This window comes from Pseudoxanthomonas sp. (genome assembly GCF_002863005.1).
GTDB lineage: Bacteria > Pseudomonadota > Gammaproteobacteria > Xanthomonadales > Xanthomonadaceae > Pseudoxanthomonas_A.
On sequence record NZ_PKDG01000004.1, the window covers coordinates 63398 to 88445 of the forward strand.

A 25048-nucleotide genomic window follows, 5' to 3' on the forward strand; every position below is an offset into this window, starting at 1 on the left:
CGCCCGGTCGTTAGCGAGGCGGACCGGCCCCTCACCGCCTGCAGGTGTTGATGCCGAGCAGCCCATACAGCGGGCAGACATTGAACAGGCCCGTCACCAGCGGCACCACGCCGATCCATGCCCATGCCGGACCGCCCACCAGCGCCCAGCCGATCAGCAGCGAGCCGACGACGATCCGTACCCATTTGTCGAAACCACCCACGTTCGCCTTCATCTGCGTGTCCTCCGGGATGAGGTGCCAGCGTGCGGTGTGCCGCTGCGCCCCGCATTGATCCCGATCAAGATCAGGGGCGGCGAGCCGCGTTTTTCTCACCCGGCATGTCGATTCCGCGCTCCCCGGGGCGTCGCAGGGATGAGGGCCGGCATTCCGTCCGGCCAGGCGCACACCATGGGCAGACTCGTTGCAGCGGCCATGATCAGTCTCGACGGCGTCATGCAGGCGCCGGGCGGGCCGGAGGAGGACGCCAGCGGCGGCTTCGCGCACGGAGGCTGGGTGTGGCCTTATGCGGGCGAAGACGAGGCGATGGATGGCCTGTTCGCGCACCCGTTCTCGCTGCTGCTGGGGCGGCGCACCTACGACATCTTCGCCGGCTACTGGCCCAACGTGCCGGGCGAGGCACCGCATGGCGGCATCGCGGACGCGTTCAACGGCGCCACCAAATACGTGGCCACCCATCGGCCCGACACGCTCGCCTGGCCGCACAGTCACGCACTGGGCGCGGATATCGCGGCTGCCGTGCGTGTGCTGAAGCAGCGCAGCGGCCCCGACCTGGTTACCCAGGGCAGCAGCGACCTGCTGCACCAGCTGCTCGCGACCGATCTGGTCGACGAGTTGCGCCTGCTGGTCTATCCGGTCCTGTTGGGCCGCGGCAAACGGCTGTTCGGCGACGACAGCCTGCCCGCCGCGTTCCGGCTGGACGCCACGCGCAGTACCCGGGCGGGCGTGATCGTCAGCCGCTATCTGCGCGATGGCGATGTCCGCACAGGCACGTTCGCCGATCGCTGACAGACCTTCGCTTCACCCGGTTTTTCCGGCCGGACGGCAAGATCGCCGCGCCGGCTTTCCTCCCTCCGACACTGGAGTTTCGCCATGACCCCGAAGAACACGATCTGCCTCTGGTACAACCGCGACGCGGAAGAGGCCGCGCATTTCTACGCGAAGACCTTCCCCGACAGCGCCGTGAAGGCCGTGCACCGCGCACCCGGCGACTATCCCTCCGGCAAGGCGGGCGACGTGCTGACGGTGGAGTTCACCGTCTGCGGAGTGCCTTGCATCGGATTGAACGGCGGCGACGCGTTCACGCACAGCGAAGCGTTCTCGTTCCAGATCGCGACCGATGACCAGGAGGAAACCGACCGGCTGTGGAACGCGATCGTCGGCAACGGCGGACGCGAAAGCGCCTGCGGCTGGTGCAAGGACAAGTGGGGGCTGAACTGGCAGATCACGCCGCGCGTGCTCACCGACGCCATGGCCAACCCCGACCGCGCGGTCGCCAAGCGCGCCTTTGAGGCGATGATGACGATGCGCAAGATCGATGTGGCGGCCATCGAGGCGGCCGTGCGCGGCGGCTGAGCCGCGCGCGCCGGGCCACGCGCCTACCTGTCCGTCGCCTGGAAGGCCGGCCTGCCGGCCTGCGCCAGGGTGAACGCGTAGATGTCGGTCCACACCTCGTCCAGCTGGCTGCGGCTGGAGCCCATGCCGTGGCCGGCGCCGAAATCCAGGCGCAGCAGCACGGGCACCTTGCCGTCCTGCGCGGCGGCCAGGCGCGCGGCGTACTTGGCGCTGTGGAAGGTCGCTGCGCGCGGATCGTTGAGGCCGGACACCACCAGCGTGGGCGGGTACGCCGTGCCGGCACGGATGTGCTGGTACGGGTCCAGGTCGAACATGGTCTTGAACGAGGCCGCATCGGTGATCGGTCCGCCCCATTCCTCGATGTCCGCGTAGTTCTGCTCGGACACGTAGCGCACCGGATTCATGAAGCCGACGTTGGCGATCGCGCCGGCGAACAGGTCCGGGCGCTCGTTGATCGCACCGCCCAGCATCACGCCGCCAGCGGAAGTACCGATCAGCGTCATCGTCTTCGATGAGCCCACCTTGTCGCGCATCAGCTGCTCAGCCACGTCGATGGCGTCGCGCCAGGTGGTGGCCTTGGTGCTTGCCTTGCCGGCGTAATGCCAGTCGCGGCCGAACTCTCCGCCGCCGCGCACGTTCGCCAGCGCGTACACGCCACCGCGGTCGAGGAAGGCGAGCACGCGCGCGTTGAAGCGCGGCAGCGCGGCGTAGCCGTAGGCGCCGTAGGCTTCCAGCAACACGGGTGTCGTGGCATCCAGGGTGGCGCCCTTCTTCATCACCAGCGTGTACGGCACCCGGGTGCCGTCGCGCACGGCGACCTCACTGCGCCGCGCTGCGTAGCCGGCGGTGTCGAACGGCAGCGGCGGCACCAGCGCGAGGTCCTTCAGCTGGCCGTCGCGCAGGTCGAGGCGGTAGACGGTCGATGGCGTGAACCAGCCGGTCATCGCCACCAGCACCTCGGGCGACGGTGCCCAGCCCTGCAGCGCAGTGACCTGGCCGTCGAACGGCAGCGCGAGCTTGACGGCCTTGCCGTCCTCGCCCACCCGCCACAGTCCGGAGGCCGGGCCGTCGATGGTGCGCACCAGCAGCCCGCCCTGCACGGCGAGGATCGATTCGATCACCGGCGTGCCCGGCAGCGCGACGATCCGCGCGGTCTTCAGGTCCGGCGCCGTCGCCGAGGTCTGCAGGATCTTCCCCCCGGAGGCCTGCTTCTTCGAGACCAGGTACAGGCGGTCTCCATCGACGCTGGAATCCACCACCACGTCGTCGAACCCGGCGACCGGCGTCCAGGTCGCGTTGCCCGTCATCGCGGTATCGGCATCGGCACGGTAGATCGCGATCTCGTTGCGGCCATCGCGGACGACGGCGAGCGCCGTGCGGCTGTCCGGATCGAAGATCACCGGCACGAACTGCTCGGCCTTCGCGCTGATGCCGCCCTGCCCGCGGCGGGCCAGCAGTACGTCCGGCGCGGTGCTGCCCAGGCGATGCAGGCGCGCTTCGTTGCCGACGAAGTAAGTGGGCTTGCCCGGTTCGCCGACGAACTTGAGGTAGCTGAAGGCCTCGCCGTTGCGGGTCCAGCTCATCATCCAGGCGTGCGGAATGGCGACGGGCAGGAAGCCCCCGGTCGCCACGTCGAGTACGCGCAACGTGGAGTGTTCGGTACCGCGCCTGGACAGTGCGACCAGCACATGGCGACCGGTCGGCGACGCGGCCCAGCGATCGATCACCTGGTCGCCATCGGCATTCTTCAGCGTGGTCGGGTCGAGCAGCACGCGGGTGCGGCCATCGGCCTCGCGCACCATCAGCTTGGTGTCCTGCTCACCGGCCGCACGGATTTCGTGGAAGACACGGCCGCCGGCCTGTTCGGCTTGGCCGACGGTGGTGAGTTCGCCGGAGCGCGCGGCCACGTCGGCCAGCAGCGAGGCGCGGCCGGGCATGGCGGCGAAGACGCCCTGGGTGTGCTTGGCCTGCGCCTGCAGCCAGGGCATCCAGTCGGGGTCCTTGCCGCTTTCCATCCAGCGGTACGGATCGGTCACCTGCGTGCCGTAATAATCGTCGGTAACCGCCTGCACCTTGGCCACCGGCGCCTGCGCCAGGACCCCGACGAACGGACACAGCGCCACGAGCATCAACAGCGGACGGACCCCACGTGCAGTCGGCATTCGGCTTCTCCGGGTTGGGCCCACGGTCCCGCGGGCTGACCCGCCTATGTACGAGGGCGCCGGCGGGAACCGGCCAGCCGTCGCGTGCGACTCAACCGGTCGCCCTCGCGGCCGCTATCGACGTTGCTGCTAGCATGGCGCGTCACCGGTGGGGAGACCGATGCCTGGAATTCCGCATGTTCCTTGACGCACGGCGTACCTGCGCCCTGCTGGCCGGTGTGCTGGGCGCATTTCTCCTGTTTCCCGCCCACGCACTCGACGCGCGGCGGGCGATTGGCCAGTTCACCCATGTCTGGTACGAGAACCAGCTGCCCCAGGGGACCGTCCTCTCCATCGACCAGCAGGCCGATGGCGCGATCTGGCTGGCGACCTACGGCGGCCTGGCGCGCTACAGCGGCGACGGTTTCGAGACCATCGACCCGCGCGTCGCACCCGCGCTGAAGAGCTCGGCGATCACCGCGGTCAGCGCGGATCGCGAAGGTGGCCTGTGGGTCGGCACCCTCAACGGCGGCCTGTACCGACGGCAGGGACGCGCGCTCGAGCAGGTGGCGTTGCCCGCCGGCATCGAGAGCGTCTTCGGAATCGTCCGCGACACCTCGGGCAGCCTGTGGCTCACCACCAATGCGGGCGTGGTGCGGACCGCGAACGGCGCGCCCCGCCTGCTGGGCGACGCCGATGGCTTCCCGCCGCGCGGGTTCTACCGCGGCATCGTCGCCGACCGCGACGGGGGCGTCTGGATCGCGGCCGATGGCGTGGGCGTGGTCCACTGGCACGACGGTCGCGCACGGCTCTACGACGAACAGGACGGCCTGCCCAGCAATGCGGTGTACAGCCTGGCCGTCGACGCGGCGGGCGCGGTGTGGGTCGGCACCCAGTCCGGTCCGGCGTTCTTCCGCGAGGGGCGCTTCCACCGCCACCCGCGTGCGGCGGCGCTCGATGGGCGGCGCATCTACACGCTGTACGGCGACCGTGACGGCAGCGTCTGGTTCGCACCGCTCGACATGGGCCTCTGCCGACTGGTCGCGGGTGACTTCAGTTGCGACGACACGCTGGCCGGCCTGCAGGGCGAGACCGTGCGATCGATGTTCGAGGATCGCGAAGGCAACCTGTGGATCGGTACTACCTCCAGCGGCCTGCACCGGCTCAGCCCCTCCAAGCTGGTCACCGTCACCGGACAGATGGTGTCCAATGCAGTGCGTGCCGTGCACCAGGTGCCGGGCGGCGCGCTGTGGGTCGGCACCGATGGCGCCGGCCTGTCCCGTTACGAAGGCGCGGTACTGCGGCCGGCCGCGGCCTACAACCGACAGCTGCCCAGCCAGCTGATCCGTGCGATCCGTTCCGACACCCGGGGCCAGTTGTGGGTCGCCGGCACCGAGGGCGTGACCCGCTTCGACAGCGCCGGCCGCGCCCGCACCTTCGGCCTGTCGGACGGGCTGCCCGGCACGATCGTGTTCGCGTTCGCGCCCGCCCGCCAGGGCGGCATGTGGACCGGCACCCTGCAGGGCGTGGCCCGCATCGACGGCGAGCGGGTCGACGTGGCGGACGGCACCCGCGGCGACGACACCCGGGCCCTCTACGAAGATGCCGACGGGCGACTGTGGATCGGCCTGCGCAGCGGCCTGCGTTGCCTGTACCTCGGCAAGGTGGACAGCTGCGGCACCGATGGCCTGGCGGGCAGCAGCGTGTTCGCATTCCATCCCGCCGTCGACGGCAGCCTGTGGCTGGGCACCAGCGTGGGCATCGTGCGGATCCGCGACGGCAAGGTCACCCGTTATCTCCAGCGCGCCGGGTTCCATGGCGATGCGGTGTTCGCCCTGCTGGACGATGGTCGCGGGCACCTCTGGTTCAGTTCGAACCGCGGCATCGGACGCCTGGCGAAGGCGGACTTCGACGCGCTCGACCGGGGCGATGTGCAGCAGCTCGCGCCGCGCTGGTACGGCACCAGCGACGGCATGCTCAATGCACAGGGCAACGGCGCATCGCAGACGCCGGCCGACCACAGCGACGACGGCCGTCTCTGGTTCGGCACCGCGAAGGGCGTCGTCATCGTCGACCCCGACCGCATGCAGGGCAATGCGCAACCGCCGCCGGTCTCGATCGAGCGCCTGCTGGTGGACGGCGTGGACGTCGAACCGGCTTCGATCATGCGGCTGGGGCCCGGCGTGGAACGCCTGGAACTGCAGTTCGCGGCGATGAGTTACGTGGCCCCGTCGGCGGTGCGCTACCGCTATCGGCTGGACGGCTTCGACCGCGCCTGGAGCGAGCCTGGCGCCGGTCGCGCCGCGTACTACACCAACCTGCCTCCGGGCGATTACGTGTTCCGCGTGATGGCCAGCAACAACGATGGCGTGTGGAATGAACAAGGCGCGCAGTTGCGCTTCACCCTGTTGCCGCAATGGCACCAGACATGGTGGCTGCGCACGCTGGCGGCCCTGGCCGCGCTGGGGCTGGTGGCGGCGCTCGTACGGCTGCGCCTGCGCACCGCGCGCGAGCGCGAGCGCGCGTTGACGCACGAGGTCGCGCAGCGCACCGACGCGCTGCGCGAGGCCAACGAACGCCTCCAGCATCTGGCCGCCAGCGATGCGCTCACCGGTATCGCCAACCGGCGCGAATTCACCCGCCGCCTGCGGCTGGCCTGGGACGACCACGCCGCGCGCGATGCGTCGCTGGCGGTGCTGTTGATCGACGTGGACGACTTCAAGGCCTACAACGACAGCTACGGCCACCTGGGGGGCGATGCGGCGCTGGCGACCCTCGCGGCGGCCCTCGCCACCAGCCTGCGCGGCAGCGACGACCTGGCGGCGCGCTACGGCGGCGAAGAGTTCGCCATCCTGCTGCCGGATTGCGACACCGACACGGCACTGGGTCTCGCGCGACGCCTGGTGGACGACGTGCAACGTCTCGCCCTGCCCCATCGCGCGTCCAGCGTCGCGGACGTCATCACCGTCAGCATCGGCGCCGCCAGCCGGCATCCTGCGCGTGGCGGCAATCCCGACGCCCTGCTGCACGCGGCCGACGCCGCGCTGTACCAGGCCAAGGATGAAGGAAGGAATCGCGCGTTGCCGGCGAGCTGACGCGCGACGGTGGCGGACGCCGCCAGCGTTATCCCAGGAAGACGCTCACGTAGTCGCCTACGGGACGCCGCAGCAGCGTCGTATTCACTGCCAGCGGCACCCGACCTTCATGCCATCGGCCGACGCGGATGCCCGCCTGCCGACCACGCTCGAATGCAGCGTCCGCGAGCGGCTGCGCCATGTCGAGCCAGAACAGATTGGATGCGTCCGGCGAACTGCGTTCGCGTACCTTGCCGCTGGCCACCAACGTGGCGATCAGTTCGCGCGCCTGCGCATGAGCCTTCGCGATGTCCGCCAGGAACCCCGGCAATGCGTCGAGCGCCAGCAGTGCAGGCATCCATCCCTGGTACAGCGTGCCACCGAACACGTGGCGAAGCGCGCGCGCCTTGGCGATGTCCCCCTTCGACCCTGCAAGCACCGCACCGAACGGTGCATCCAGGTACTTGTACAGCGATACGTACACGGTATCGAATTCCGCCGCGTATGCGGGCAGATCGAAGCCGGGCGGCGCCATCAGCAGGCGCGCGCCGTCCAGGTGCAGGCGCGCGCCATGCGCCCGTGCCAGCGTGGCGATGTCGCGTACCCGGGCGAGCGGGACCAGTTCAGCACCGGCCCGGCGCACGGGGCTTTCAAGCGAAACCGCCCCGATCCTCATGGGATACGGCCCGCTCTCCGAGGCGCTGATCGCGGCACGCACCTCATCCAGCGACGGGCTGGCGCGACCGGCCGCCAACGGCAGCAGGTTGAGCGAGGACAATCGCTGGGCGGCATCGCTCTCGTCGCGGTACACATGGCTCTCCTGTTGCACCAGCACGCGCTGGTGCTCGCCGCAGAGCACGCGCAGGGCCACGTTGTTCGCCAGGGTCCCGGTGGGAAAGAACGCACAGTCTTCCTTGCCGAGCATGGTGGCGAAGGCCTGCTCGAGACGGCCCACTGCCCCCTGCTGCAGATAGCCGTCCCGCACGTCGGCCTGCGTGCGCGCCAGTTCCGCCAGCTTTGCCGCCATCGCCACCGGATCCGGCGGCGCGCTGTCGCCGACGAGCCACACGCTGCGCGCATCCACGGGCGGGAACACCGGGCCGGCCGGCGGCACTCCGCCCGCCGGAACGACGTCCGCGGCAGCCGCCAGCGCTGCGCCCAGCGAGCCTTGAAGGAAGGTGCGTCGGTCCACGGACATGCTCCGGCGTTGGCCATCGGGGTCTAGCCCGCATCGTACGGAGCCGTTCCTGCGGGGCGATGTGCCATTGGTGATGACCGTCGGACGAAGCGGATGCGGCAACCGGCATGCATACGTGGGCCGACCGCGCCCATGACGTATGCGCCATGCCGGTAACAGGGCGATGGGTATACTCGGCCACGATCGGCGGGTGCTCCTACCCGCCCACGAATCACGGAGCGATGTCATGGGTCTTGTACAGGCGGTGGTGGGTGCGGTCGGCGGCGTGCTGGGCGACCAGTGGAAGGATTTCTACACGGTGCCGCAGGGCCTGCCGTCCACGGCGGCGCTGTTCGCGGCGGTGCCGCAGGGCACCAATGCCGGTCGCGGGTCCAACACCAGCGGCTCGACCAACATCATCACCAACGGCTCGAAGATCGTCGTGCCCGAAGGCTACGGCCTGCTGCTGATGCAGGACGGCGCGATCACCGCCTTCGTCGCCGAGCCGGGCGGTTACGAATGGCGTTCGGACGACATCAACTCCAAGTCGATCTTCGCCGGCGACGGCATCGTCTCGACCTTCATCACCCAGAGCTGGGAACGCTTCAAGTTCGGCGGCCAGCCGGGCTCGCAGCAGGCGGCGTTCTTCGTCTCGCTCAAGGAACTGCCGGACAACCGCTTCGGCACGCAGTCCGAGATCTACTGGGACGACGGCTTCCTCAACACCCAGGTCGGCGCGGTCACGCGCGGCTCGTACACGCTGAAGATCGTCGACCCCATCCTGTTCGTGAAGAACTTCGTGCCGGCCAGCTACCTGCAGCCGGGCAAGGTGTTCGACTTCACCGACCTCGACAACGCCGCCGCCACCCAGTTGTTCAACGAAGTGGTGGGTTCGCTGGCGCCGGCCTTCAGCCTGTACACCAACGATCCGTCCAAGGGCAACCGCATCACCAAGCTGCAGCAGGATTCGCTGGGCTTCGCGCAGAGCCTGTCGGCCGCGGTCGAACAGGGCTACCAGTGGAGCTCCAGCCGCGGCCTGGCCATCGTCAAGACCGCCATCGTCTCCATCGAGTACGACGCGAACACGCGCGAACTGTTGAAGACCGTGCAGCGCGCCGATGCGCTGTCCGGCTCGCGCGGCAACTCCAACCTGCAGGCCAGCGTGGCGCAGGGCATCCAGTCCGCCGGCGAGAATGGCGGTGCAGCGGGCCTGATGGGCATTGGCATGGCGTCCGGGATGATGGGCGTGGGCGGCCTGCAACAGCCGGCCACGCCGGCCGCACCCGCGGCGGACGATCCGGTCGCCAAGCTGAAGAAGGCCAAGGAGATGCTCGACCTCGGCCTGATCACGCAGTCCGACTACGACGCGCTGAAGGCGAAGGCCCTGGGCCTGTAAGCGGACGCGCGCATGTCCACCCCGAACCGTCCGGCGCCGCCGCCGTTGCCGCCGGCTCCTCCTGCGTTGGGCCCCGGCTCGCCGCAGGAGGTACCGCCCTTGCCCGGGAGTTTCCCGGTCGATCCCGCCACCCTGCCCGACGCGATCCGCGAGGAAATCGAAGCGCCCGACCCGCTCGCCATCGACACCGCGGCGGCGGAGCTGAAGGACGGCCTGAACCGCTGCCCGAAGTGCGGCGCCACCGACATCCGCCACAAGCTGGGCAGCGATGTGCTGGTCTGCCTGTACTGCCGCAACGAATGGGTGGGCGCGCGGGTCGAGGAGGCCTTCGGCCTGGGTGAAGGGCTGGACCAGCTGCGCGGCACGGTGATCGCCAGCGGTGCCCGCGCCATCGACGCGGACACCGCCAGCCTGATGACCTTCAAGTGCACCGGCTGCGGTGCCGAGGTCACGGTGAACACCGAGAGCGCCATGACGGCGCGTTGCCACTGGTGCCGCCACGTGTTCGGGGTCAACGAGCAGATCCGCAATGGCGCGGTGCCCGACGCCGTGTTGCCGTTCCACATCAGGAAGGACGATGCGGTCGCGCGCATCCGCCAGTTCGTCGACAAGCGCAGGCTGTTCGCGCTGAAGGCGTTCAAGGACGAGTTCTCGCCCGAGAATGTCGTCGGCGTGTACCTGCCCTACATGATCGTCGACGGCAATGCGAGCGCCGAGGTCGCCGGCAAGGGCGAGATCCTGACGCGCACCTATACCCGCGGCACCGACAAGAACAAGAAGACGTACTACGACGCCGACGTCTACCGCGTGGAGCGCGCGGTCGAGTTTACCGTCGACGACCTGCCGCTGGAGTCCTCGCGCGAGCGCGGCAACCTCGATACCAAGGTCAACACGCAGAACATCATCAACACCATCCTGCCGTTCGACACCAAGAACGCAGTGAAATGGAATGCGTCCTACCTGTCCGGCTTCACCTCCGAGAAGCGCGATACCGACGTGGAGCAGTTGCGACCGAAGCTGGAAGACCAGCTGCTGTCGATCGCACGCGCACAGGTGGAGGACTCGGTGGGTCGCTACGATCGCGGCGTGCGCTGGGAGCAGGAGCGCCTGGACGTGCACCGCACGCGCTGGGTGTCGATGTACCTGCCGGTCTGGCTGTATTCGTACCACCAGCCCGGCAGCAACGGCGGCCTGCTGCACTACATCGCGGTCAACGGGCGCACCGGCGAGACGATGGGCAGCGTGCCGGTGCAGCAATGGAAACTGCTGCTGACCGCACTGACCGTGGGCACCTTCCTGGAGGGCATCGCCCTCTGGATCATCTGGGCAGGATCATGAGCGACGACAACGGCCTATGGCTGCTGGCGCTGGGCCCGACGGGCGCCGCGGCGCTGTACTGGGCCATCTACCGCTACTACCGAAACACCGACAAGTCGCACGCGTTCGAGCATGAGACGGACGTGGTGGCCAAGCCGGTGACCGGCACCGACCGCAAGATCGACGAGGTCAAGGGCACCCAGCGCACCCGCATCGACGGCGACAACGTGCGGGCCTACCGGCAGCGCGTGCAACGCGTGGGCGACGACGTCCGCTGACGACGCGTCGTGGCGGATGCGTAAAGGCGCGCCGCAGGCGGGAAAGCCCGCGGCGGTTGCGGCGCCCGACCTGCGGCTCGCCCGGCGCAACGTGTCCGGCGGTCCGCGCCGGGACAGCGCTAGGACAGTTCCAGCCTCGCGTGCGGCGACGCCCGGTGCGCGGCGCGGTACGCCGTCGGCGTGCAACCCATCGCCGCCTTGAAGGCCCGGTTGAACGGACCCAGCGACGCGAACCCGGCATCGCCGCTGATCTCCAGGATGGTCGCATCGTCGTCCGTATCCGCCAGCCGGCGGCATGCATGCGCGATGCGGTGGCGGTTGATCAGCTGATTGAAGTTGCGTTCGCCCAACCCCTGGCGGATCAGGCGACTTAGCCGGTGCTCGGCCGTGCCGAGGCGACGGGCAAGATCGGCGACCTTCAGGTCGGGCTCGCGATACACCTGCTGCGCGTCGAGATGGCGCTGCAACGCGCGCACCACGCGCGCGTCGTCCTCGCTGACCGTGCCCACCGGCGCGCGCGCCGCACCGACGGTGTCCGGCGTGGAGAGCGGTGCGCGGCGGCGATGCCGGACTGCCGCATGGGTGAACAGGATCATCGCCATCGCGCAGACCGGAATCACGCCACTGCGCAGCGCCGCCAATGACGGGCTGGCGCTGGCCAGCGCCCCCAGCAGCGTGGTGCCCAGCACGCAGGCGGCGAACAGCAGCATGAAGGCGAGCCGCAGGCGGCGTTCGGCACGCGGCAAGGCCGACCAGTCGCCGCGCAGCGCTTCCAGGAAGGTCAGCACCAGCAGGGTGGAGCTGGCCAGCGTGAGCAGGCCGTCCACGCCCGATACCCACGACGACACCGTCCCCTGCGCATCGAGGGTGCCGCCGCGGTAGGCGGCGATCAGGACGGCCACGCCACCGGCCACCAGCACGTGCACGCGCCCCACCCCGCCTTCGCCGCGGAACAGCGCCCGCGACACCAGCCAGAAGCCGTTGCACGTGGCGCTGCCACCGATCGCGACGGCCCACACCATCCACGCCGGGGCATCGGTCATCCACGGCGACATCAGCGAGAGCGCCATGGAGCCGCTGACGACCGCGAATATCAGGTCCAGATCGCGCTTGGGCCGCTGCCAGAGCAGCACCAGCAACGACCCCACCGCCACCGCGACCGCCATGGCGGTCGCGCCTGCCTGCCAGCCCTGCATCGTGTCGTCCTCCCGGGTTGCGGCACAGCCTGCGGCACGCCCGCGCGACCTCCAAGCGCCATCGGTCATGGCAGGTGCGGGCATGCCGAATCGCCATGCCCATCCGGCTGGCCGATTTCCGAATCGGCGAGACGCCCTCCCGACGCCTGCGCATCGTGCCTGCCTTCCCTGTCCGGAGCTTCGCCATGCCCGTCCCGCGTTCCCCTGCGACCCCTTCGCGCTTCCTGTCCGCCGGCGCGACCGCCTGGTTCATCGCCGCCACCCTCGGGCAATGGGCCTTCGTCCTTTTCATCGTGCTGTTCTTCGGCGGGCCGGTGCTGGACGGCGACCTGTCCCCACTGAACGCCAAGCCGCATGTTACGGGCCATGTGCCCGGCGACGTGGCGGGCAACGTGCAGTTCGTCGGTCACGCCTTGCTGGCTGGCCTGGTGACCTTCGCCGGGGCGTGGCAGCTGGTCCCGGCGCTGCGGCGGCGCTGGCCTGCGGTGCATCGCTGGAACGGGCGCGTGTTCCTGGCCGTCGCGCTGGTGGTGACGCTGACGGGGTTCTACCTGGTATGGGTGCGCGGCTCGCAGCTGGGACCGGCCAGCAACCTCTCGATCTCGCTGAACGGGCTGCTGATCGTGGTGTTCGCAGCGCTCGCATGGCGGAGTGCACGCAGGCAGGAATTCGCGGCGCACCGTCGCCACGCGCTGCGGGCCTACCTGCTGGTCAACGGCGTCTGGTTCCTGCGCATCGGCATCATGCTCGCGGGCCTGGTGCTGGCGCCGCTGGGCATCCGGATCGATTACAGCGGCGCGCCCTTCCTGCTGGTCAGCTTCGGCAGCTGGATGGTGCCCATGGCCGTGCTGGCACTGTACTTCCGCGTCGAGCGGTCGCCGCATGCGCGCCGGAAAGTGGCGATGGGCGGCCTGCTGGCGCTGCTGGCCCTGCTCACCGCCGCCGGCAGCCTGGCGGCCATCGCCTTCATGTGGTGGCCGTTCCTGTGACCGCCGGCGCGCCGGCATGCGGTCGCGCGGGCCATGGCCGGAACCCGCGCGTGCCATCGGCCGTCCGCTGCACGCCACGCCGCGTTCGGGCACACTGCGCGGCCGTCACGTGATTCGGCCGCGCGCCCGCACCCCACAAGGACTTCGTGAAGACCCCTGCCAGCCTGCTGATGCTGATCGACGAAGGCGTCATCGACGAGGTCCTGCGCCCGCTCAAGAGCGGCAAGGAGGCGGCCGTCTACGTGGTGCGGTCCGGCGACGACGTGCGTTGCGCGAAGGTCTACAAGGACATGGCGCAGCGCAGCTTCCAGAAGCGCGCGCAGTACCAAGAAGGCCGCAAGTCGCGCGGCAGCCGCGAGGCCCGTGCGGTCGCCACCGGCAGCCGCTACGGCCGCAGGCAGCAGGAAGCCGAGTGGAAGAACGCCGAGGTCGACGCCCTGTACCAGTTGCGCGAAGCCGGCGTGCGCGTGCCGGAACCCCATGGCTTCTTCCACGGCGTGCTGGTGATGGAACTGGTCACCGACGCCGAGGGCTTCTCCGCCCCGCGCCTGGGCGAAGTGGAGCTGACCCCCGAACAGGCCCGCGCGTACCACGCCATCCTGGTGCGCCAGGTGGTGCGCATGCTGTGCTGCGGCCTGATCCACGGCGACCTGTCGGCGTACAACGTGCTGGTCGGTCCCGACGGCCCGGTGGTGATCGACTTCCCGCAGGTGGTCAGCGCCGCCGGCAACAACGCCGCCCGCAGCATGCTGCTGCGCGACGTCAACAACCTCACTGCCTCCCTCGGCCGCTGGGCGCCGGAACTGCTCGATTCGTGGTACGGCGAGGAAATGTGGGTGCTGTACGAAGCCGGCACGCTGCTGCCGGACACCCCCCTGACTGGCCGGTTCACCCCGGACGAACGCAGCGTCGACCTCGACGGCGTGCGCGATGCGATCAACGACGCGCGCGAACTGGCCCTGATCCGCCAGCAGGGCCGCGAGGCGCAGGACGAGGATTGATCGGGCACCAGGTGGAACCGCGGACGCCGGTGCACGGCCACGCACCGCGCCCGCATCAGGCCCTTCGTGCCAGGCGACGCTCGATGTCCGCCATCACGCCTGGCAGCGCCGCCGCGTCGACGGGCGGCGAGAACCAGTACCCCTGCGCAGCGAAGCAGTGCAGCTTGCGCAGCGCCGTGGCGGTCTCGGCATCCTCCACGCCTTCGGCCACCACCTGCATGCCCAGCTTGCGTGCCAGGCGGATCGTCGACCCCACGATGGCTGCACTCGCTTCGTGCTTGCGCAGGTTGACGATGAAGCTCTTGTCCAGCTTCAGTTCCTCCACCGGCATGTCCTGCAGGTACGCCAGCGAGCTGTATCCCGTGCCGTAGTCGTCGATCGACAGCTTCACCCCCTGCGCTGCGAGCGCATGCAGCGTCGCCAGGCTGGTGGCGGGGTCGGACATCGCGGCCGATTCGGTCACTTCCAGCACCAGCCGGTGCGCCAGCACTTCGGCACGCGCAAGCTGGCCGCGCACCTCAGAGGACAGCGTGCCGTCCAGCAGGCTGCACACCGACAGGTTCACCGCCACCGTCAACGCCATGCCCGCCCGCTGCCACGCCGCGCACTGCTCCAGCGCCAGGTGCAGCACGTACTGCGTGACCTCCGGCATCAGGCCGGTGTGCTCCATCAGCGGGATGAACTGCCCGGGCGGCACCGTGCCCTTCTGCGGATGCTCCCAGCGCAGCAACGCCTCCACGCCGATCACGCGCATGTCGTGCAGCCTGACCTTGGGCTGGTACTGGAGCCGCAGCTGGCCATCGGCCAGCGCATCGCGCAGTTCGTTGAGCAGCAGCAGCGTGCGCGGGTCCTGGCGCGGGAGATCCTGCGTGAAGCGGGCGATGCCGTCCTGCTGCTGGCGTGCGCGGCGCATGCCGAGGGTCGCGCGATGCACCAGCACGCCGGGCTCGTCGCCATCGTCCGGGCCGATGGACAGTCCCATGCTGGCCGCCATCCGCAGCTTTGCCCCGTCGAGCCAGACGGCATCGCGCAGGGACTCCTGCAGCCGGTGCGCGACGGCGAGCGCCTGCGCCGCGTCCTGCAACGCCGGCATCACCACGCAGAATTCGTCCGCGCCCATGTAGACCAGCGCGTCGCGGGACGACAGCGCGACCCGCCAACGGTGCGCGAGTTCGCGCAGCAGCAGGTCGCCGGCAGCGTGGCCGTACGCCTCGTTGACCGCACCGAAACGGTCGATGTCGATGACCAGCACCGCGGTCTTCCGGCCGGCGTCCATCGCGCGCGCCACCACGTCCAGCAAGCGGCGACGGTTGGGCAGGCCGGTCAGCGGGTCGGTCTCCGCCGCCACCACCAGGGCGTCATGCTGCCGGTCGACCTGGCCACGCAATCCGCGCAGCCGCCACCACAACAGCAACGCGGCGGTGCTGATCACCGCGACGACGATGATGGCGGTGGTCACTGCATCCGGCCGTGCGGGCGCCAGCAGGCTCAGGGGCGCCGCCAGCATGGCCAGCGCCACGAGCGAGAAGCGACCGGCCGTGCCATCCACGCGGGATGCATCCCGGATCGCCAGCAGGCGATGCCGCGATGGATGCAGCGCCGCGGCGCCCCAGCAGACGTAGGCCAGCAGCCATAGCGGGAACAGCAGCGTGGGCGGCGTGGCGCCGCCGAAGCTCATCGCATGGTAGACGGCATCGGCGACGGTCCAGGACACCAGGCCGAGCACCAGCAGCTTCAACGAAGGCGAGCGCGTCTCCGGTGCGCTGGCCAACCACGCCGCCAACGCCAGCAGGCCCAGGTCGGCGACCGGATACAGTGTGCGGAAGCGATGCGGCGCGGGGAACGGCGGCGCCTGGTCCAGCGTGGGCTGCACGAACAGCCACCAGCCCAGCAGTCCGGCGCACAGCAACACCACCACGCCATCGAGCAACCCCTTCCACGCGATCGGCCCACTGGTGCGGTGGCGGATGAAACCGAGCAGCCCCGCCGCGAACGCAGCGGTCGCCGCGGTGTACAGCGCATCCGCGGCGGAGAGCCCGCGCGCCGACGTGCCGGCCGCATCCATGTCCGATTGCACGAACGCGCCCGCGACGAACAGCGCATGGGCCGCCGCCACCCACCACCACGGCCCGCGGCGCCGCCCATGCACCTGCGCCGCCCCGATGACCAGGCCGAGGGTGCTCCCGATCAGCAACGTGCCGCCATACCAGCGCCACTGGATCAACCCCAGCGCTGCGACGGCCAGCATGAATACCCACCACGCGTGACCCAGTCGCCCGCTCGCAAGCGGAAACCACTCGCGCCGCGTGGCCGTGATCGCTTCCGCGATGGCGTGACGGCTCATCGGGCGCATCCGGCCTCCGCGCGTGTGCGACAGGCGACGACGATCATCACCACGCAGTTCGGATCCATCCGCCAGCCTCGGGAGCCTATCGACACAGTCAAAATCTAGCACGCGTGTACGACACGCCCGCATCGCATCGATGAGGTGTTTCGCTTCCTAATGTGACATGCGCGACTACTGTGACTCGAGATCGCACCGACGCACGGACATGACCCCTGTCTGCGTCATCCGATCAGCGCCACGCACGCCTGGAAGTGATCGCATCACATGGCCCTGCCGCACCGGGTCGCGGCCTCGGTTCCGCGGGCCGCGGGTGCACGCATCAGCGATTGAACAGCGTCAGCGCATTGCCGCTGCGGATCTTCGCTTTCTCTTCGTCGGTCAGGTCCAGGCGTTCGAACGCGTCGACGGTGCGGCCCAGGCCGATCTGCGGGTAGTCGGAGCCGAGCAGCACGTGGTCGAGGCCGACGTTGCGCAGGGTCCACAGGAATTCTTCTTCCACCGGCGAATCGGCCACCACCAGCACGGTGGCGGAGATGTCGAAGTAGAGATTCTCGAAGCCGAAGCCGTCGGCGGTGCGGGCCAGCGCGAGGATGTTCCAGAAGCGGAAGTTCAGGCCGCCGATGTGGGCGAGGATGAACTTCGTCTTCGGCAAGCGCACGACCAGGTTGAACAGCTTTTCGCTGTCGCCGGGCAGGATGTTGGCGTTGTCCATCAGCACGGTGAGGCCGAGTTCGCCGGCCTTGCGCACCAGGGTTTCCACGCGCGGGTCGGCGATGTCGAAACCCTGGGTGTGGGCGTGGATCTTCAGCACCTTCACGCCGGCGGCAGCCACGCGCGCGAGTTCCGCCACGGCGGCATCGCCGTCGTACGGGTGCACGGTGGCGATGGGCAGTACGTCGGGATGCGCCGCGGCCAGCGCGATCACGCTGTCGTTGCCGGCACGGATCTTCGCCAGCTCGCCCTGCCGGGCCTGGTGCGGACCGCCGAACCACATCACGCCGATGCCGGAGAGTTCGAGGCCGGCGACGCGCACGTCGTCGCGGTACTGCCGCAGGGAGGTCTCGCCGTCGCGCAGGTGTACGTGGACATCGAACACGGGGACCGCCGCCGTCGCGTAGGGCGTGGCAAACAGTAGAAGCATCAGGGCGAGCAAGCGCAGCATCGTCGTCTCACAACATGAGGAAAGGGACACAGGGTGCCACGACACGTTCCGTATCGCGTTCACGCGGCACCGCCTCGCCTCCTCGCACACGCCGTCAGCGGCAGATGAAGAAGCAGCCCAGCATCGACTTGTCCAGGCTCACCTGCATCGCTTCGCCGTCCTTGAGGTGGACGGTCTTTGAGAAGGTGGTGTTCTTCTTGACGTCCTCGAACCAGTAGGCGACCTGGTCGTTCGAGCCGATGTGCCGGTTGCCGACGTACACATCCGTACGACCCACCACCTCGCTGCGGGTCGCGGTCTCCTTGTACGAGAAGTCGGCGATCAGCAGATACTCGCCGGGCGGCAGTTTGGTGAAGCGGAAGCCGCCCTGGTCGTCCAGGATGGTGGCGAACATGAAGTGCTTGGCGATGCGCTCCGGAATCCGGTCCGGCATCTTCTCGCTCTGCTTGACCGTCTCGAACCATTGCTTGAACTCATCGCTCATGTGGATCAGGCCCACCCGCTGGCTGCCCTTCGGCGGGTACTGTTTCTTGGCCAGCAGCGCGCCCTTGAAGAACGCGTTACCCGCAATGGACCCGGTGCCCATCAGGCGGATCTCCGACGTGGCCTCGGCGAGGCTCTTGCCGCCGGTGAAGCGCTTGCCGGCCAGGCAGTCGAGCATCGCGCTGCGCGCCTGGTCCAGCCCGTCGTAGGACAGGCCGAAGGCGTCCACGCCGTCTACCCGTGCGGTCATGCCGGTCTCCTTAACGCGCATGGAGCCCATGGTCTGCGCCAGGTCGCCGACGGGGATCATGATGAAGCCGCCGCCCTGGCCGCCGGCGGGCGGCATCAGCGCGCCGCGCATCGTGGCTGGCGGCAGGCCGTCCTGCTGCACCTGCACGCTGACCTCGCGGGCGGCCGGCGGTGCGGCGATGCGCGGGCCGTGCAGCAGGATGGCGGCCGTCGGCGATTTCGCGGTGGGGCCGACCAGGGCCAGTTGCGACTGGTCCTTTTTCGCGGACATGAACCGGGCCACGCAGCCCTTGCCGGGCGCGCCCTCCGGCTGCTGCAGGAACCATGCGCCGTCGGCGTTGCGGGTAATCAGGCGGCCTTCGTCGTCGCCGGGCGTGGCGGCATGCGCGGGAATGCAGACGGTGATGGCCAGAAGGACGATCAGTGCGGAGATGCGGCAGAGGGGCGTCATCGTGGTCGTTCCATGTCCAGGGTCGACGGAATTGTGAGGCATCCCGCGCTCCCGACGAGGGTCTTTCGTCACGCCGGACAGGTGGGTCCGGCCCAGTGGTTGGTCCGGACGACGCCTGTGCCGCCCTTTCGCGTCCGGACGGACGATGCTTGACACATTTCGATAGTTAGCTAACTATCGCATCATGAGCCAGGTCTTCCGCGCCCTTTCCGATGCTACCCGCCGGCAGGTGCTGCAGTTGCTGCGCCAGGGCCCGATGAGTGCGGGCGAGCTGAGCGATCAGTTCGATGTGTCGAAGCCGACGATGTCGGCGCATTTCGCGGTGTTGAAGGAGGCCGACCTGGTGCATGCGGAAAAGGTCGGCAAGTCGGTGATCTATCACTTGAAGCTGTCGGTGCTGGAAGACGCGCTGCTCGGCTTCGTCCACTCGTTCGGTGCGGGCAAGGCCGCGCCGAAGGCCAAGAAGGAGTCGTCGCGATGAACAGAGAAGTGGCTACCAGTCTGGCGTGGGGCATCGGCATCGTGATGCTGGCGCTGTGCGCGACGTTCGCTCGCAAGCAGGGTGTGATCGACAGCGAGATGGTCGACCGCATCGTGATGGGGGCGATCGGCTTGATGGTGGCGTGGTTCGGCAACCAGATGCCGAAGCGGTTCGTACCCAGTGCGCGGGCGCGGCAGGCGCAGCGGGTCGCCGGTTGGTCGATGGCGCTCAGCGGCCTGGTCTATGCGGGGTTCTGGATCGCGGCGCCGAAGGACGTGGCGGTGATGGGCGGCACGCTGGCGGTGCTGCTGGGTATCGGGGTGACGGTGGCGTACTGCCTGTCGCTGCGGAACAGGGCGCGGGTGTCGGGCGCCTGAGCCGGCGCACCGGTCGCTTCCTTCTCCCCGTGCAGCGGGGAGAAGGTGCCGAAGGCGGATGAGGGGCGCTTTTCAGTCGGCCCACGCGACACCCCGCGCAGCCCGGGCAAGTCCGCAGGCCGTACCCGGGGGCGATATCTCAACCTCCCGGATGCGCTGGTGATGCTTCACTTCTCCGGGCGATGAAGCGGGCGCGTCAGTCGCCTGCGCCCGACAGGCACGCCTGCATCCACGAGGCTGCCAGCAACGCGTCGCGCTGCTCGTCCGCCATCGGCACGGCCTGATAGTCGGCGAAGCAGCTGCCATCGGCACGCGTCAGATCAGCGAGCTTTCCGTCGCAAAGCCGCAGCGGCCTGTCGATGCGCTGCCACCCTTCTTCGCATTCGGTATCGGTCTCGGAACTTGGACGACCGCAGATGTGCGTACGTCTGGCGTCGGTGGAGGAGATCGCCTGCGCGATGACTCGGCCTGCGTACGCCTTTCCGGAGGCGAAATGGAACCAGGTTCCGCAGATGCGGTCGCCGCGCTGGAACAGGCGGTAGCGGCTGCACTCTTCCGGCGATGTCGTGCCTTCGCACGCCTCCCACTCCCCGGCGAAGGCGCTCTCGGTCGCCGTTGTCGGAACCTTCTGCGGTATCACCGCCGTGGCACGGCTACCTGCCGGCTCGGCACCGAATCCCGTGCATCCGCCCACGCTCACCACCATCAGCACGATCCAGCTGCGCATCCAGACTCCCTCCCGACCGGCGTTACCCCATGCTACGACGCCGGAGGCACATGGCGGCGATCCGACCTTCGCGGCCCCGTAGGCTGGGTTGCAAACCCAGCTGAGCGCGGCAGGACCGAAGCACACGCCCCGCCCGGCGCCATACCCGGCCCTTTCGGCCGATGCGCCAGCCGATGTGTGAGTAGAACCACCCTCTTCCGCTGACGCATGCACCTCTTTGGTGAAACGTTGGATGTTTTTCGGTGTCGCGACACCGTTAGTGAGAGAAGAACCACCCTCTGAGGTGGAACGTTGGACCTTAGTGAGAGAAGAAACACCGATTTAGGCGGAACGTTGGACCTTTTTCGGTCTCGCGACAGCCTTAGTGAGAGAAGAGACACTGTAAGTGTTAGAAGAAACACTCCCGGAGGGTCATGAGAGGCCCTTTTGGCTGTCGCGAGGATGTTTGTGTGAGAAGAAGGTGGACCAGGGCCCACCCTACGCCCTCCCGGCGAGCGATACGCCGCGATGATCGGCGTTCGTGGATGGGCAACGCCCGGCTGAAAACCGGATTTGATCTGCGCCCAGCGGTTGGCATTGTCGGCGTCGCCATCAGGCAACTGCCACACGCCATGCAGGTGTGGTCGGGTAACACCACGATGGCCAGCAGATGGAACGGTCGAAGCGCCCTCGCCGCCCGGAATGCGTCGCGCAGCAGGTCGATGTGTTCGACGAGCAAGCCGCAGTGGCGCTCCAGCAGGTTCACGGTGAAGAAGTAGGTGCCACCGGGCACCCAGACGCGGCGGTAATTCGACATGGCGGCAGGGTGCCGGAGGCATCACGCGATACCGTCGCCGCAGATCCCCCCTCCATGTCGGAGAAGTCCGACCCGCGCAAGCCGCACGCGGGTGGGCCAGGGCCCACCCTACGCAATCCATCGCCGCCCTACGCGCCCCGCTATCCCATCCAGCGTGGGTTTAAGCCCGCCTTACGGGTTATCGCGTGACCACCCTCACCGCAGACCGCGTATCCCGGCCAGAGAACCATCCCGCACAGGTGGTCCCAGGCCTACCCTACGCACCCCACCGCCCCGCCGCCCTACGTAGGACGGGCTTAAGCCCGCCTTACGCGTTTGGCGCGCAGATCAGGACGCACATGCTTCTTTCATGCCTGTTATGTGGTCCCGATCGAACTCTTCTAGTCTGAGCATCACTGAATCTAGCACTGCCTCAATCTCTGACTCATCCGGAAACTCATGCAGTGACGATGCGTTGTCCGAGTGGGAAAGATGATTTATCAGCTTGTAAGTCCTAACAGCCACTTCCTCATCGAATATTCGCAGGAGGCGCTGATCCAATGTCTCAGAGGAAGATGGAAACCTAAACTTCGTGTAGGTCTCCAGCATTCTCCTCAGGACATTCGGAATCACTATGTGATCCACCTTTGAACTGTCCTCCCGAAACTTTATGAGCGTGTCAAACAGTAGATGGTACTCAGAAGAGTACCTGCTCACCGCGCGCGGAAGAGCGCATAACTCAGAGGAATCCCCAGACCTTCTAATATAGTAAAAGCTTGCAACTCTCTTCTCTTTCTTGATCTCCCGAAAGAATGGATCAGTCTTAAGTAGCCGAAAGAATTCAAAGTTGTGGGTCGATATGAATATTTGCTTGCACTTACTCAATCTTGACTTGATAAGAGAAAACGTATTGAACACGTGATTTGAATCTAGACTTGATATCGGATCATCCACATAGACGGTCATACCTCCAATGTCTGATCCGACCTCCTCAAGCTTGGCGATGAAGTAAGAGAATGCAATTGCGGTTTTTTCACCCTCACTGAGGTTGCCCGCAACAGATCCACCCCTCATCAACTGAAATCGGCCAGAGACTGCAGCTATCCGCAACCTATCGCTACCGAAGTACATCTTAAGCAAGTAGTTAAGCCTATCAGCACCGATTGAGCGTCGACTTATCTCGCCCTCAAGATCCTGAATTCGAGACCTCAATGAGTTCTCATACCTTTGGCGTCCTTCGATTAGGGAGACCCAAGAATCAACACGCTCCTGCTGTCGAAGCAACATTCTATCTTTGAAAAGATTTACGGAGAGATATTCGGTCAGGCGGGTCTTAGCAACGGACCTCAAACTTGAGCCTTCAGCGACTCGACTATTGTGCTCAGCGACCACTAGAGACATATCATCTAGATATCTCCTAAGAAGTCTCATTAACGCAGCAATTGGTCTTTTCGGACAGTCGATGACAGCGTCTGGCGCATCCAACTTTCTTTCAAGGGCGGACCTGAGCTCGGCGATCCTCGCGTCAATCCTCTCCTTGAGTCTCAGCACGCGCACCGAGAGCTCCGAAACCCTCGAACGAAGGTCTGGGTAGAAATTTGAATCAGAGGGAATATGCAAGGAGATTGTTGTTGGCATCGTGCCAAGCGACCTCCTAATCGCGCCGCTTTGTTGTCGGACAGAATCCGAATGATGGTCTTCTAGTTCTCTCCAACGAGCATCGGTGATTTCCCCTTCACAGAAGGCACAGCGATCTCCCGCCGCGTGTAGATCAACACCCTCACTAACCCATGCGCTCAAAGCTGATTTCTCTACGAGTCGCTTGATGGAAATGCGAATGGCGACTTCTTTCAGATGGCATTGAGCGGCAGCTAGACCATTGATCCAGTCCGTACTAGGCATCGTGATTTTTTGGCTGGTCTTCTCCTCGGATTGAAGAACGCCCCACCACTTTGCGACATCCTCCGCACTGGCCTCCTCTCTTCTCGAAGCCGCCTGCAAAGCGTTTAGCAGGTGCGGGGCTCTATTGAATACGGGCAGTGATAGATCATTCTTAACTCTTAAGGCGATATCACTCATGTTTCTATCTATTTCAGCCTGGAGCCCAGCCTTGAATGCCTCCCGAGCCTCTCGAATTATCTGACTCTTTTTGAGCCTAGTTTTGAGCGCAGCTTGCTGTTGTTGAAACAGAACACTGTCTTCTCCAAGCACCAGGATGGGCGCAGCCCCTCCATTCCAGAGCAGACTGGCTTCGACGGAATCGGCATTGAACACGCGGACATTAGCGTCCGGGGAGGAAATGCTGCCACTGCTTAAGCTTGCTCCATCCATGAGAATTTCGAATCGTCCGCCCGCAGGCAAAGCGGATGTATTTCCTGATGACAGCGATCGCGCTATTCGCGAAAGAGTTGTCTTCCCCGAGTAGTTCCAGCCATAGATGACGTTTCTCGCGGAGAATTCTTCAAGATTCTCAGGCCACTCGTAGGCAGAGAAGACTCCAATTCCCGAGATCTTTGAGAACTTCCTGATCACGACTACTCCTTGTTGGCTTCTCTGAGTTAAACCAAGTTTGGATTAGCATATGCCTAGTCGCGGCACTCGTTCAGCTGCTGGGTCGCGGATCTCTTGACGACGCGCGGATCTCGGCGAGCGCACCACTCAACTTCAACCCCCGCCCCCATGAAGTCCCTCTACCCAGCCTGTCACCCCCCCAAATGAGCGACGCCCCCAGCCGCACCCGCGCGGCGTTGCTCCACCCGCTGGACAGGGAAGACGTCTACATCAAACAGAAGGAGCGCCGGATCGGCGTTCTGGTCAGCCTGTTGGTGCACGTCCTGTTCGTGGTGGCCCTGCTGCACTCCTCCAAGCTCACCCTGTCCCAGCCCGAGAGCAGTAGTTCTGGCGGCGCGCGCGTCAAGGTCGACTTCCTGGGCGACCCCACCGACGCCACCCCCAACCCGCCCGTGCCCCCGACCGGCACCCGGAACCCCAGCGAACGCCCCAAACCCCTCAAATCCCTGGTCACCACACGCGTCACCTCCCCCGTGGACGCCACCCGCGTGACCGAGTCCGACAACCCCGTCGCCCCCGACGAAGCCCAACCCCAGCCCCCCGCCAGCCAACAGGCCATCGCCCCGCCCCAGGACCGCTCCCCGTCCAGCCCACCCGCCTGGCGCCGCTCCGCCCAATGGGGCCAGCCCCCCGGCATGCTCGCCCAGGACACCGCCCCCGAAAACTACGGCCCCACCGTCGGCACCGGCCAGCGCCAGGGCAACAACCAGGGCAACGCCGCCGCCCCCAGCATGGAAGTGGACGGCCACCAGATCTACTACGACCTGCGCAACGAACTGCGAGTCGCCGAATGGCAGGCCCAGGGCATGAAGGAAGTCTCCTTTCCCCTGCCCGGCCGCCGCGAACTGATGGTCTGCGCCCTGGAGATCGTCGCCACCCGCGGCTCCGGCGGCTGCCGCCTGATGCAACCCGGCGACCCCGATCTGGCCAACATCGGCGACGCCCGCGACGTCGTCACCGTCATGCGCATCTACCGCCGCGGCGAACTGATCTGGAACGGGCCTGGGGTGTACCGTTAAAGCCCGACTTCGCTGCCTTTCCCTTCTCCCTGCATGGCGGGGAGAAGGTGCCCGGAGAGCCTGCCCCATACTCGATACGGGGGCGGATGAGGGCCGAGCGCGGTAACGAACCGGGCGCCGACGCATTCCCACTCCGTTCGCCCCTCACCCGCCTTCGGCACCCTCTCCCCGCTTCGCAGGGCGAGGGAAGCCACCGCGGACTCGTAGGCTGGGTTGATAAACCCAGCGTCGGATAACTCCGCGCCCGGGATGCTGGGTTTATCA

General features: G+C 67.2%; 21 protein-coding genes. 11 read left to right on the plus strand and 10 right to left on the minus strand.

What is annotated here, in order from left to right:
• Positions 1–31 precede the first annotated feature (31 nt).
• Complete coding sequence (locus CYU89_RS00635) at positions 32–214, minus strand: DUF2892 domain-containing protein (protein WP_296278283.1); 183 nt, start codon at positions 212–214, stop codon at positions 32–34.
• A 174-nt stretch (positions 215–388) separates the two neighbouring features.
• Here CYU89_RS00635 and CYU89_RS00640 point away from each other — a divergent pair, with 174 nt between their 5' ends.
• Positions 389–1006 (plus strand): dihydrofolate reductase family protein, encoded by a 618-nt coding sequence (locus tag CYU89_RS00640; RefSeq protein ID WP_296278284.1) that lies wholly within the window; start codon positions 389–391, stop codon positions 1004–1006.
• A gap of 84 nt (positions 1007–1090) precedes the next feature.
• Entirely contained in the window at positions 1091–1573 is a 483-nt protein-coding gene (locus tag CYU89_RS00645; RefSeq protein WP_296278285.1) for a VOC family protein, read from the plus strand.
• Positions 1574–1596: 23 nt separating this feature from the next.
• Here CYU89_RS00645 and CYU89_RS00650 read toward each other — a convergent pair whose 3' ends face one another.
• Positions 1597–3735 carry a prolyl oligopeptidase family serine peptidase gene (locus tag CYU89_RS00650; RefSeq protein ID WP_296278286.1) on the minus strand — a complete coding sequence of 713 codons (2139 nt, stop codon included), beginning with the start codon at positions 3733–3735 and terminating at the stop codon, positions 1597–1599.
• Between the two features lie 176 nt (positions 3736–3911).
• Between CYU89_RS00650 and CYU89_RS00655 the strand changes: the two genes are divergently transcribed.
• Complete coding sequence (locus CYU89_RS00655) at positions 3912–6809, plus strand: two-component regulator propeller domain-containing protein (RefSeq protein WP_296278287.1); 2898 nt, start codon at positions 3912–3914, stop codon at positions 6807–6809.
• A gap of 28 nt (positions 6810–6837) precedes the next feature.
• On the opposite strand, the gene CYU89_RS00660 is transcribed toward CYU89_RS00655, so the two are convergent.
• Positions 6838–7980 (minus strand): beta-eliminating lyase-related protein, encoded by a 1143-nt coding sequence (locus CYU89_RS00660; RefSeq protein WP_296278288.1) that lies wholly within the window; start codon positions 7978–7980, stop codon positions 6838–6840.
• 232 nt (positions 7981–8212) lie between these two features.
• Here CYU89_RS00660 and CYU89_RS00665 point away from each other — a divergent pair, with 232 nt between their 5' ends.
• The 3 genes from CYU89_RS00665 to CYU89_RS00675 are packed head-to-tail and all read left to right on the plus strand — an operon-like array spanning position 8213 to position 10956.
• Positions 8213–9361, plus strand: a complete 1149-nt coding sequence (locus tag CYU89_RS00665; protein WP_296278289.1) for an SPFH domain-containing protein — start codon at positions 8213–8215, stop codon at positions 9359–9361.
• A gap of 12 nt (positions 9362–9373) precedes the next feature.
• Positions 9374–10699, plus strand: a complete 1326-nt coding sequence (locus CYU89_RS00670) for a TFIIB-type zinc ribbon-containing protein (protein ID WP_296278290.1) — start codon at positions 9374–9376, stop codon at positions 10697–10699.
• Positions 10696–10956, plus strand: a complete 261-nt coding sequence (locus CYU89_RS00675; protein ID WP_296278291.1) for a hypothetical protein — start codon at positions 10696–10698, stop codon at positions 10954–10956. The genes CYU89_RS00670 and CYU89_RS00675 overlap by 4 nt, the downstream gene beginning before the upstream one ends.
• A gap of 119 nt (positions 10957–11075) precedes the next feature.
• Here the strand turns inward: CYU89_RS00675 and CYU89_RS00680 are convergent, their stop codons facing one another.
• Positions 11076–12236 (minus strand): AraC family transcriptional regulator, encoded by a 1161-nt coding sequence (locus CYU89_RS00680; protein ID WP_296278292.1) that lies wholly within the window; start codon positions 12234–12236, stop codon positions 11076–11078.
• A gap of 101 nt (positions 12237–12337) precedes the next feature.
• On the opposite strand from CYU89_RS00680, the gene CYU89_RS00685 reads away from it, so the two are divergent.
• Together CYU89_RS00685 and CYU89_RS00690 are read left to right on the plus strand one after the other, a co-directional pair.
• The gene (locus CYU89_RS00685) at positions 12338–13141 is read left to right on the plus strand and encodes a DUF2306 domain-containing protein (protein ID WP_296278293.1); all 804 of its coding nucleotides are present in this window, start codon (positions 12338–12340) and stop codon (positions 13139–13141) included.
• A 146-nt stretch (positions 13142–13287) separates the two neighbouring features.
• Positions 13288–14142 (plus strand): PA4780 family RIO1-like protein kinase, encoded by an 855-nt coding sequence (locus CYU89_RS00690; RefSeq protein ID WP_296278294.1) that lies wholly within the window; start codon positions 13288–13290, stop codon positions 14140–14142.
• Between the two features lie 55 nt (positions 14143–14197).
• On the opposite strand, the gene CYU89_RS00695 is transcribed toward CYU89_RS00690, so the two are convergent.
• The 3 genes from CYU89_RS00695 to CYU89_RS00705 all read right to left on the minus strand — a co-directional run bounded on the left by CYU89_RS00695 (position 14198) and on the right by CYU89_RS00705 (position 18834).
• On the minus strand, positions 14198–16486 hold the full coding sequence (locus tag CYU89_RS00695) for a bifunctional diguanylate cyclase/phosphodiesterase (protein ID WP_296278295.1): 2289 nt from the start codon (positions 16484–16486) through the stop codon (positions 14198–14200).
• A gap of 322 nt (positions 16487–16808) precedes the next feature.
• On the minus strand, positions 16809–17630 hold the full coding sequence (locus tag CYU89_RS00700) for an amidohydrolase family protein (protein WP_296278296.1): 822 nt from the start codon (positions 17628–17630) through the stop codon (positions 16809–16811).
• Between the two features lie 115 nt (positions 17631–17745).
• The gene (locus CYU89_RS00705) at positions 17746–18834 is read right to left on the minus strand and encodes a carboxypeptidase-like regulatory domain-containing protein (protein ID WP_296278297.1); all 1089 of its coding nucleotides are present in this window, start codon (positions 18832–18834) and stop codon (positions 17746–17748) included.
• A gap of 184 nt (positions 18835–19018) precedes the next feature.
• On the opposite strand from CYU89_RS00705, the gene CYU89_RS00710 reads away from it, so the two are divergent.
• A complete protein-coding gene (locus CYU89_RS00710) occupies positions 19019–19315 on the plus strand; it encodes an autorepressor SdpR family transcription factor (RefSeq protein ID WP_296278298.1) in 297 nt (98 codons plus the stop codon).
• Entirely contained in the window at positions 19312–19692 is a 381-nt protein-coding gene (locus tag CYU89_RS00715) for a hypothetical protein (RefSeq protein ID WP_296278299.1), read from the plus strand. Before CYU89_RS00710 ends, CYU89_RS00715 begins: the two co-directional genes overlap by 4 nt.
• 196 nt (positions 19693–19888) lie before the next feature.
• Here the strand turns inward: CYU89_RS00715 and CYU89_RS00720 are convergent, their stop codons facing one another.
• The 3 genes from CYU89_RS00720 to CYU89_RS00730 form a co-directional block, all read right to left on the minus strand.
• The gene (locus CYU89_RS00720; protein WP_296278300.1) at positions 19889–20419 is read right to left on the minus strand and encodes a hypothetical protein; all 531 of its coding nucleotides are present in this window, start codon (positions 20417–20419) and stop codon (positions 19889–19891) included.
• 388 nt (positions 20420–20807) lie between these two features.
• Positions 20808–21215, minus strand: a complete 408-nt coding sequence (locus CYU89_RS00725) for a hypothetical protein (RefSeq protein ID WP_296278301.1) — start codon at positions 21213–21215, stop codon at positions 20808–20810.
• Positions 21216–21542: 327 nt separating this feature from the next.
• Complete coding sequence (locus CYU89_RS00730) at positions 21543–23726, minus strand: AAA family ATPase (protein ID WP_296278302.1); 2184 nt, start codon at positions 23724–23726, stop codon at positions 21543–21545.
• 182 nt (positions 23727–23908) lie between these two features.
• Between CYU89_RS00730 and CYU89_RS00735 the strand changes: the two genes are divergently transcribed.
• Entirely contained in the window at positions 23909–24784 is an 876-nt protein-coding gene (locus CYU89_RS00735) for a type II toxin-antitoxin system RelE/ParE family toxin (protein WP_296278303.1), read from the plus strand.
• The last annotated feature ends 264 nt before the right edge of the window (positions 24785–25048 follow it).